Annotated in this window: 11 protein-coding genes; 3 read left to right on the top strand and 8 right to left on the bottom strand. The window is 58.6% G+C overall.

The genetic code is table 11. The features are described from left to right. The 3 genes from AC1D35_RS33455 to AC1D35_RS33445 all read right to left on the bottom strand — a co-directional run. Positions 1-176 (bottom strand): ATP-binding cassette domain-containing protein (locus tag AC1D35_RS33455; protein ID WP_477942169.1); only part of this gene is annotated, 176 nt, incomplete at its 3' end. Between the two features lie 126 nt (positions 177-302). After that, positions 303-656, bottom strand: coding sequence for a RidA family protein (locus AC1D35_RS33450; RefSeq protein WP_113335359.1), 354 nt, complete (start codon positions 654-656; stop codon positions 303-305). Further along, positions 653-1,783 (bottom strand): NAD(P)/FAD-dependent oxidoreductase, encoded by a 1,131-nt coding sequence (locus AC1D35_RS33445; RefSeq protein ID WP_477942165.1) that lies wholly within the window; start codon positions 1,781-1,783, stop codon positions 653-655. Before AC1D35_RS33445 ends, AC1D35_RS33450 begins: the two co-directional genes overlap by 4 nt. Between AC1D35_RS33445 and AC1D35_RS33440 the strand changes: the two genes are divergently transcribed. The 3 genes from AC1D35_RS33440 (at position 1,773) to AC1D35_RS33430 (ending at position 4,254) form a co-directional block, all read left to right on the top strand. Further along, a complete protein-coding gene (locus tag AC1D35_RS33440; protein WP_477942163.1) occupies positions 1,773-2,015 on the top strand; it encodes a hypothetical protein in 243 nt (80 codons plus the stop codon). The two genes, AC1D35_RS33445 and AC1D35_RS33440, sit on opposite strands and share 11 nt — an antisense overlap. A gap of 61 nt (positions 2,016-2,076) precedes the next feature. Further along, the gene (locus AC1D35_RS33435; RefSeq protein ID WP_477942161.1) at positions 2,077-3,096 is read left to right on the top strand and encodes an ornithine cyclodeaminase family protein; all 1,020 of its coding nucleotides are present in this window, start codon (positions 2,077-2,079) and stop codon (positions 3,094-3,096) included. 9 nt (positions 3,097-3,105) lie between these two features. Beyond that, positions 3,106-4,254: an aminotransferase class V-fold PLP-dependent enzyme gene (locus AC1D35_RS33430; protein WP_477942159.1), complete on the top strand. Its 1,149-nt coding sequence runs from the start codon at positions 3,106-3,108 to the stop codon at positions 4,252-4,254. 39 nt (positions 4,255-4,293) lie between these two features. Here the strand turns inward: AC1D35_RS33430 and AC1D35_RS33425 are convergent, their stop codons facing one another. From AC1D35_RS33425 to AC1D35_RS33405, 5 genes are all read right to left on the bottom strand, one after another. Then, on the bottom strand, positions 4,294-5,244 hold the full coding sequence (locus AC1D35_RS33425) for a LysR family transcriptional regulator (RefSeq protein WP_477821756.1): 951 nt from the start codon (positions 5,242-5,244) through the stop codon (positions 4,294-4,296). A 42-nt stretch (positions 5,245-5,286) separates the two neighbouring features. Continuing rightward, positions 5,287-5,973, bottom strand: coding sequence for an ABC transporter permease subunit (locus AC1D35_RS33420; RefSeq protein ID WP_477942157.1), 687 nt, complete (start codon positions 5,971-5,973; stop codon positions 5,287-5,289). Continuing rightward, a complete protein-coding gene (locus AC1D35_RS33415; protein ID WP_477942155.1) occupies positions 5,973-6,695 on the bottom strand; it encodes an ABC transporter permease in 723 nt (240 codons plus the stop codon). The genes AC1D35_RS33420 and AC1D35_RS33415 overlap by 1 nt, the downstream gene beginning before the upstream one ends. A gap of 71 nt (positions 6,696-6,766) precedes the next feature. Further along, on the bottom strand, positions 6,767-7,552 hold the full coding sequence (locus AC1D35_RS33410) for a transporter substrate-binding domain-containing protein (protein ID WP_477942152.1): 786 nt from the start codon (positions 7,550-7,552) through the stop codon (positions 6,767-6,769). Positions 7,553-7,598: 46 nt separating this feature from the next. After that, positions 7,599-8,807 (bottom strand): amidase, encoded by a 1,209-nt coding sequence (locus tag AC1D35_RS33405; protein ID WP_477942167.1) that lies wholly within the window; start codon positions 8,805-8,807, stop codon positions 7,599-7,601. Between the last annotated feature and the right edge of the window lie 550 nt (positions 8,808-9,357).

Raw genomic sequence — 9,357 nt, 5'->3', positions numbered from 1 at the left:
ATCGTCGATTTGCCGGAACCCGACGGGCCGGCGATGACGATGCGCTCGCCGCGCATGACCTTCAGGTTGATGTCGCGAAGAACGTGGAAGTCACCGTACCACTTGTTCATGTTGACGATATCGACGGCAACATCGGTCGCCGACACGGTCATCTTCTTTGCTTGGGCTTCTGCCATGGTCTCTGCCTTCGGTAGCTTGTCAGCCGTACACCGGCGCACCGGCACGGGAGGAAAGAAAAGATTGGTTCTTCCGCAGACTGTCTGGCGAGCGCCCTGATGGCGCACGCCGCTCGTATCTCGCGCTCAGCCGGGAATGGCGGCGGTGAACTGTATCTCGACCAGAATGTCCGGAAGCCCAAGAACGGACTGGACGGTCGCCCGCGCGGGCGGTTCATCCTTGTCGATCCAATTCACCCAGGCGGCATTCATGTGGTCGAAATCGTTGATGTCGCGAAGCCAGATCGTAGCGCTCAGCAGCATCGACCGGTTGGATCCGATCTGCTCCAGGAAAGCATCTGCTTTCGCCAGGATTTGTTCTGTCTGACCAAACGTATCCTGGCTGCGATCGCCGGCAGTTAGGCCGGAGAAGTAAGCCACGTTTCCATGCACCACGACGCGGCTCAGACGTTCTGTCTTCTCGATGCGCTCTATGGTCACGACCGCGCCCCTATTCCGTTCGTTGCCGCCATGAAACGATCCGGGCGAAAATCAACGAGGCTTTCAATAACACGGCCGCGAACGACCTCGTCAGCGACAGCCTTGCCCAGATACGGCGCGATCGTCGCCCCGCTATGGGTCACGGCGACATAGTAACCTCTGACGCCAGGGACCCAGCCACTGCATGTCAATCGGTCGCTCGGAATCGGCCGCATCGTTGTGCGGATGGATTCAAGATGCTGCGACTGCGCCGAGGGCACGACAGTTCGGACGGCTTCCAACAGGAGCGAAGCCTCGAGGCCCTTCGGATCGAGCTCCTTGATCTCAGGCACCAGGGAGTCGACCGAGATCTTATGGATCATCAGACGTCCGGCGCCGTCCGGGCGCACATCCAGGTCATCCATGTGAAACTGCCGCTGCAAGGTGACCGCCACTGGGAAGGTGAAGCCGAGGACGCCGACATTCGAAGCCATGGGAATGGGAGGAACGCCGCCAAGATCGCGGTCGGCCCAACTCCCGGTGCAATTGATGACAACATCCGCCTCGTAGACAGCGCCGTCTGCAGTCCGCACTGCCTTAGCCGCGCCGGCTTGGACGTCAATCGCAGTCACTTGCGTGAACGGATGGACGACGGCATCCCATTTTTCCTTCGCCGCACGCAAAAGCCATGCAACGTAGAGTACCGGGTGAACCCAACCCTCTTCCGGATAGTAGACGATGGGCGAATCCTTGATGGCCGCAAGATCAATCTCGGGTTCGAGTTCCTGCAACCTGCTCTTGGAGATCCACTCGACACCGTAACCCCAATCGCGCATCTGTTCAGCGTTTTCCTTCTGCGCCGCCCACTCCTGCGGATTGGCGTACCACTCAATGCTACCCGTCTGCTTGAACCAGGGTGCATGTCCGAATTCCCGGCTGAGATCCAAGTGCGCCCGCATGCCGGCGACATTCAGGGCGAAGTAGGCATGCGGCCTTTTTCCGGTTGCGTTGGTCCACGCATAGCTGGTGGCCGACGCCCCGCCAGCAATCCTTCCGGCTTCCAGAACCGTGACCTTCGCGCCGGCTTTCGCCGCTTCATAGGCAACAGAACTTCCGATAATCCCTGCCCCCAGGACAATGACGCGCATCTTCTTCTCCACTGATTATTTCGACAGCCTCGATCGCTTCGCTAAGGAAGCAGCCGCCGAGGTAGCGACATGTCCAGTTTTTGAAGAAGGGTGCAGTCAGGGTCAAACAACCCCATCGCGGCCGCTTATAATCAATAGTTATGAAGGGCCGCCCAGACTGGCAGATCGGCTCAAAGCGACGGAAATTATGAGAAAACACGCCAACGTCGCCGCTGCAGGTTATGAAGTTTGACGACCCCGCTGTTTCGGCAGCTGCTACATCTAGCGAAAAGTGCAATTGACTTGGGGCTCGGATGTCATCGCATTCTTCGCACGCAGGCGGTTCGGCAGGCACACTGTTGATAATCGACGGCGCCACCGTAGAGAAACTCGCCACGCCGCAGGAAGCCTTCACTGCTGCCGAGGCTGCCCTAAAAAAAACTTCAAGCGGCGTCGCAGATCAGGACATCAGGAGGACATTGGCATTGCCGGGCATGCCCGGATCATGTTTGTCGCTGATGTACGCGTCGATTTCGGACCAGCCTCATTACGGCGCCAAGGTCCTGTCTGTTTCGCCGCAGAACTTCGATTACGGTCTGCCGTCGCATCAAGGCGGAATCCTACTTTTTGAAAAGGAACGTGGTCGGCCCGTCGCCCTGGTCAACGGTTATGCGATCACCGGACTCAGAACGCCGGCTGCGACGGCTGTCGCCACGGCGACACTTGCGCGTCAGAATGCTTCGGAGCTTGCGATCATCGGATACGGCGAGCAAGCCGCACGGCACATCCAAACCATCGGATTGGTGCGCCCTATCGCAAGGATCCGGGTTTGGGGACGTGATCCTGGAAAGGCAGCGACCTTTGCAGCGGCACAGCGGATGGGAGGCTACCCAGCCGAGGTCTTTTCGACGGCGCAGGAGGCAGTCGCGGGCGCCGATATCGTTTGCACCGTCACGTCGGCAAGGTTTCCCGTCCTCGAGGGCAAATGGATCAGTCCCGGAACACATGTGAATGCAGTTGGTGCGAGTGTCGCGGGCCTTCAGGAAGTCGACACGGAATGCGTGGTTCGCTCGAGCGTCTGGGTTGACTACTTGCCCATGGCGCTGACATCGGCGTCAGACCTGATCGAGCCAATCTCGACAGGGATCATTGGTCGCTCGCATATCATTGGCGAGATCGGTGCCGTGCTGAACGGCGATCTCCGCGGTCGCCAGCGCGCCTCCGAAATCACGCTTTATCGCTCGCTCGGCGTGCCCGCCCAGGATATCGAGCTTGCAAATATCGTCTATCAGAAGGCCAAAGCCCTCGGTCTAGGCACCGAGGTATCATTGTGAGGGTTCCCGATGCTCCCCTGCCAAAGACACCTGTTCTCCATTCCTGAAGACGTCATCTATCTGGATGCGGCCTACATGACGCCAATTCCTCAAACGGCCATCGCGGCTGGCGTCCGCGGCGTCAATGTCAAAGCCGCGCCATGGGACATGACGATCAACTCCTACTACGATGAGGTCGAAAAGGCGCGAGAACTTGCAGCGTCATTTATCGGCGCGAGCGCTGAAGACATCGCTATCGCTCCCGCTACCAGCTACGGTATTGCGGTGGCCGCGGCCAACGTCGACGTTCCGTCGGGCTCGGTCATATTGATGATGGAGAACGAACATACGTCGCACCGCTACGCTTGGTACGAGCTTGCAAGGCAGAAAGACGCACGCGTGGTTACGGTTCCTCGGCGGGCTGGCGAACCATGGGCGCCAGCGATTGTTGCGGCAATCCGGGAATCGAATGCTCCGGTTTCCGTCGTGGCAGGAACCATCGTTCACTGGTTCGAAGGCATGTCTGTCGACATYGAAGCAGTCGCTGAGGCAACGCATCAGGCCGGAGCGAGCCTTGTCATGGATGGAACGCAGTGGGTGGGCGCGGTTCCCTTCGACGTCTCGCGGGTTCGTCCGGACTTTCTCAGCTTCGCGACCTACAAATTTCTCCTCGGTCCGTACCGCCTTGCCTTTCTCTACGCCAGCAAGGATTGGCAAAAAAAGGGCCGGCCGATCGAATTCCATTCCTGGAACCGTAGCGGTGGGGAACGTCCGGACTTCTATCTCGAAACCATGCCGGACTATCTGCCAGGGGCGCGTCGCTTCGACATGGGCGAGCGCTCGGATTTTGCCGTCCTGCCGATTGCAATTAATTCGCTGGAGTTGATCTGCAGCTGGGGTACTGCGGTCGTTCACGAACGGCTCATCCAACTCAATCGTCTTGTCTGGGAGCAGGCGGAAATGCTCGGTTTCACCGGACCGAAGCCGGACCAGCGTGCCGGGCACATTTCAGTCTTGGATCTCGGCGACAGATATCGCGACGATCTTGCCCAGAGGCTGAGGGAACACAAGGCGTTCGTTACCGTGCGAGGGACCAAGATGCGGATCACGCCGCACGTCTACAACGACGAACAGGACATCGGCAGGTTCTTCGCGCTGGTCGATGCGCTGACGGCTTGATGCGCAGGTTCCGCATGTCTGACCACCCCGTAAGCTGGGCTAGATCTCACCCAGCGCCTTGATCTCGCGGTCGACGACGTTCATGTAATCCCTGGTCGATTGGATGAGATGCTCGATGAAGGTATCGGCGGCAGAGGACGCGATCGTACCCCAAGGTCGGTAAACGCTCAGATTGATGTCGAGGTGCGGATGGAAGTCGCGGATATCGATTGGCAGGTCTCTTGCCATCCAGGCCGACAGTCTGTCCACGACGGCAATGCCAATGCCGTTGGCCACCAGATTGATGCAGGTATTTGAAAGAGCGGCTTCGATTTTCATTGAACGCTTGACGCCGCGCTCCTCGCACAGCGTGTCCAATTGCCGGCGCATCGGATCGCCCACGCCGAGAGATACGAAGTTCGAGCCGTCGAGGTCATCGACTTGAACGACCTTAAGACGACTGAGAGCATGGCCTTTTGGCATGATGCAAACAGGGGGAGTGGCGACAAGCGACCGGCGTACGACAGAGGGTGTTTCATCGTTGACCTCTGCTGCCACCCCGATATCGAGCTGGTTTCGGCTGGCGCGCTGGATGATCGTCGATGAACTTCTGATGTCCAGCGTCACCGCTACATCGGGAAATTGTTGCGTGAATCCTGCTACGATGGAAGGCAGCAGGGTCAAGCCGAACGCCGGAAGCGCCGAAACATTCAGGCGACCGCTTCTAAGCTCCTTGATCTCCTTCGCTGCCCGCGAGATGCCACGGACAGATTCGAAGACACGCCGCACCTCCGCATAAAGCATGTGCGCCTCCGGGGTCGGGATCAGGCGTTGTCGATGGTTCCGAAACAGAGGGAAGCCAGCTTTGTTCGTGAGCTGAAGAATGATCTTGCTGACGGCCGGCTGCGTGATGTTGAGGGCATCCGCTGCTCGAGTCGTCGTTCCATGCGTCATGACGGCTGCGAAGACCTCAATCTCACGCGGCGTGAACTCCGTGTCGTTTGAAACCAACGGGACCTCCGGTAGCGAACGGGACTGACTGCGTTGCAACGATCAATACCGCGACGCGATCCGTTTTTCCACGAACCTGAAGCTGGACGTGATGATGACAGCGAGCAGAAAGTAGGCGAACGCTGCCGCGAGAAGTGGTTCATAAACACGGAACGTCTGAGCCCGCACGAAATTAGCCGCCGCCATCAGCTCGAAAACCGTGATCGCTGCCGCCAACGCCGTCCCTTTGAGGAGCAGAATGTTCTGCCCGCCGATGGAAGGCAGTGCGAGGCGCAAGGCCTGCGGCAAAAGGATGAAGCGCATGATCCGGCGGTCAGACAGCCCGAGCGACAGGCCTGCCTCGGTTTGTCCTCTCGGGACACCGAGTATGGCGCCCCGCCATATCTCCCCGCAATAGGCTGCAGTGTTCAGCGATAGTGTTAGGAAGGCGTAGCTGTAGACGCCGCGCAAGAACGGCCACATCGGGCTGTAACGTATCGATGGGACGCCGGCGAGGATCTGGCCGACCCCGAAGTAGAAGATATAGAGCTGCACCAACAGAGGTGTGCCCCGAAACAACAGCACGAAGGCGGTCGCCGGATATCTGAGCCAGCGCCGGTTGGAGATCCGCGCGAAGGCCACCGGAAGCGCCAGCAGATTGCCAACGACAGCGCAGCACAGGAACAGCGCCACGGTCGTCTGCAGGCCAACAAGAATCTGATTTGTCAGATAGACGGCGAAATCACTCATTACCCTCGCCTCCACGCGCGATCGGCGTTCAGTTCGATGACGTGCAGAACGAGCGTCGATATCCCGGACATGACCAAGAAGATCCCGCCCACCGCCGCGTAGAACAACAGATAGTGGCGGGTTGCTCCGGCGGCCATCTTGCCCGCCAGCACCAGTTCGGTGAATCCGATCAGACTGACCAGCGAACTCTCCTTCAAGACGATGAGCCACAGGTTGCCCAACCCCGGTAACGCCAGCGGGATCACCTGCGGCATCGTCACCAGGAAGAACGTCTGCCGACGGGTGAGACCGACCGCAAAAGCCGCCTCCGACTGCCCGCGGGGCACGGCAACGATGGCACCCCGCAAGACCTCCGTACTGTAGCCCCCCTGTACGATGCCAAGTGAAAACGCCGCCGCCGCAAATCCGTTGATCTCGAAATTTGAAGAGAGGCCAGCCATGCTCACCAGCGAGCGCAGCGCGTCGGTGGCGGTGTAGTAGACCAGGAAGATAATAAGGATATCGGGAACAGATCGAATAATCGTGGTGTAGGCACTGGCAAGCGAAGTTGCCACAAGGTTTTTGGAGAGCTTCGCAACGGCCCCGATGAGGCCCAGGATCAGCCCGATGATATATGCACTTATCGAGATCCCTAGACTCAGATAGGCGCCCTTGATGAGTTGGTTCGCCCAGCCGTGATCTCCGAAGCTGAGCAAGGTCAGCCAAGACGATGTCAAATCCATGCAGCACTTCCCGGTCAACTACGATGGTGCCGGCCGCGACAAGGGGGCCGGCACCCATTTGAGCCCAGCGGTCAGTCGCCGTAAATGTCGAAGTCGAAATAGCGCTTCGTTATGGCATCATATTCGCCGCTCGCATGCACGGCTTTCAGCGCTGCATTGAGGCGGTCCCGGAGCGCGGTATCCTCCTTACGGACGCCGCCGCCGTCCCCGTAGCCGAACATCTTCTCCTGAGGCAGCGTGACCTTCACCTCATATCCCTGCCCTTCCGGCTTCTTCAGGAAATCGGAAATCTGAATGGCGGAAGCCGCGATGAGATCGGCACGTCCGGCCTGCAGGTCGGCGACTTCGTCATCAAGCGTCGGGTAGATCTTGAGATCCGCCACACCCTTGAGTTTGTCCTGTAGGTAGGTGGCCTGCAAGCTTGCCGTCTGTGCCCCGACGGCAACGCCCTTGAACGAATCTAGTTTGGTGACGTCGAAGGTGCGCGTATCGGCCTTGGCACCGACGAGAACGTTTGGCGAGAAGTAATACTTGTCGGTAAAATCGATGACCTTCTTCCGCTCGTCGGTGATGGACATCGAACTCCATATGACGTCGAACTTCTTCTCAAGGAGAGCCGGGATGATCCCATCCCAAGCGATGTCGACAACCTCGCACTTTGCCTTCATCTGCTTGCAGACGGCATCCATGAGGTCAATTTCCCATCCCTGCCATTTGCCGCCCGCGTCCTTGACCGAGAAGGGGGCGTATGGCTCGGCGGYGACGCCAAATCGGATCACGTCGTCGGCTGCCTGAGAAGGCTTGGCGACAACAAGCGTGGTCAGAACGACCGATAGAACTGCTACAATCGTTTTCACTTTATTCCCCTTTTTTGGTTGCTGTGAAATATCGAATTCCTGCCTGTCAGACCCCCACCTGGCTGAGGGCCGTGCATGTTGAAAACAGCGCCTCCTCCTCATTCGGGAGCATCGAGATCTGGATCGATGCCGGAAGCCCGCCCTCGATCGGCAACGGCATCGCGAGGGTCGGAACGCCGAAGAAGTTCGCCCAGCGCCGGAAGTTGCCGCCGGCCAGTCCGTAGGGAACGAAATCTTCTCCTACTTTCGTCATCTCGTCTGAAAGACGCGGCGCCAATCCTGGAACCGGGGGAGTGGCGAGTAAATCGACCGATGAAAGCAAGCTCAGAAACTCGCTCCTCATGTCCGACCGGGACGCGACTGCAGACATGTACGGCTTCTCCCCGATCGACGAGGCCGTCGACAGGAAGTCGAGGACGGCCCTTCCGACGTAATCTGGATGACGCTCGACAAGCGAACCATATTGCTGGGCGAACTCGTACATCAGGATGATACGACCGGCTTCGCGAACGTTTTCGGCCCGATTAAAGGGCAAGGTGACGGTGGTCGCGCCCGCGTCCGCCAGCGATCGTAGCCACCGATCATGTGCCCGCGTTACTTCCGGATCGGTTGTCGCGAAGTAGATATCCGGACACAGGCCGACGCGAAGACCTGCTGTTTCGATCGCGCGTGGCTTGGGTGGGACCGCCCCTCGCATCGCGAAATGGACGAGCCGTGCATCCTCGACGCTGTTTGCGATGGGACCAATCGTATCGAAGCTTGGCGCCGTCGCCCGGACGCCGCCGGGATCGATAATTCCGTTTGTCGGCTTCAGGCCGACCAATCCGGTTGCCGCTGCAGTCGATCTGTTGGAGCCTCCGGTATCCGTACCGATGGCGGCTACACAGAAGCCCGCAGCCACGGCGGCCGCCGATCCGCTGCTTGTTCCACCAGTACCTCGTGTTGAATCCAAGGGGTTCACGACTTTTCCATACCAGGGATTGTCATGGTCTCCGCCAGTCAGTTCGTGAAGGTTGGTCTTGCCGATGATGATCGCCCCGGCGGCGCGAAGGTTTCGGACGCAAGATGCATCCTCACCTGCGACAGAATTGCGGAACAGGCGAGAACCAGACGTCGTGGGCCAGCCGCGAACGTCGATCACGTCCTTGATCGCTATCGGTATGCCATGAAGCGTGCCTCTGCGCCGACCGGCCCGAAGCTCGCCCTCAGCAAGACGGGCACCGGCAAGGGCTTCTTCCCGAGCAACATATATCATTGCGTTACAGTCGGCGTTACCCCGGTCGATGCGCTGAAGACAGTCTTCGATCACGCGTACAGGAGAGAGGCCATGGTCATAGTCGGCCTGTATCTTCGTGATCGATTGGGGAACAAATCCAGCCATCGTCTCTAGTTCGCCTTTCACTCAGCCCGCTCGCACGATCAAAGGCTAGCAGTTGGATTCAAGTCTTCCTAATTCCGTGGGCCGGGTGGTTGATTACCAATAGTTATGATTGCCAGGAAGCCATCGATGGTCAGATGCGAACCTCAGGTATTCTCATTTTGAAATTGACTTCGAGGTCTCCCAAGTTTCCATCCTTTGGGAGAGTGCCAGCTTTGAAACTGATCGCGTTGCCGCTTGTCGAAACGAAAGAAAACTCGATAGCCAGTTTACCCAGTTGGCAGGATCGCAAAAAGCCCATTCAGTTGGGCTAAATCTCGCGCTTTGTCAGAAGAACCTTCCGCATACCGAAAAATCCCGCAAAGGCCGGATAGGTTCGGATCGTCCTGTTCATGAAGCCCCCCCCCCGAGCCGCGAATCCTTGGCC

The organism is Rhizobium sp. P1_E6 (genome assembly GCF_056405875.1).
The sequence above is the reverse complement of the archived record's forward strand: the minus strand, read 5'-3'. Positions and strand labels throughout refer to the sequence as shown.

What these genes read in the sequence shown, in the direction of transcription:
- AC1D35_RS33445 (WP_477942165.1), bottom strand. Translation starts at nt 1,783, where the DNA reads ATGCGCGTCATTGTCCTGGGGGCAGGGATTATCGGAAGTTCTGTTGCC.
- AC1D35_RS33405 (WP_477942167.1), bottom strand. Translation starts at nt 8,807, where the DNA reads ATGATATATGTTGCTCGGGAAGAAGCCCTTGCCGGTGCCCGTCTTGCT.
- AC1D35_RS33420 (WP_477942157.1), bottom strand. Translation starts at nt 5,973, where the DNA reads ATGAGTGATTTCGCCGTCTATCTGACAAATCAGATTCTTGTTGGCCTG.
- AC1D35_RS33440 (WP_477942163.1), top strand. Translation starts at nt 1,773, where the DNA reads ATGACGCGCATCTTCTTCTCCACTGATTATTTCGACAGCCTCGATCGC.
- AC1D35_RS33415 (WP_477942155.1), bottom strand. Translation starts at nt 6,695, where the DNA reads ATGGATTTGACATCGTCTTGGCTGACCTTGCTCAGCTTCGGAGATCAC.
- AC1D35_RS33435 (WP_477942161.1), top strand. Translation starts at nt 2,077, where the DNA reads ATGTCATCGCATTCTTCGCACGCAGGCGGTTCGGCAGGCACACTGTTG.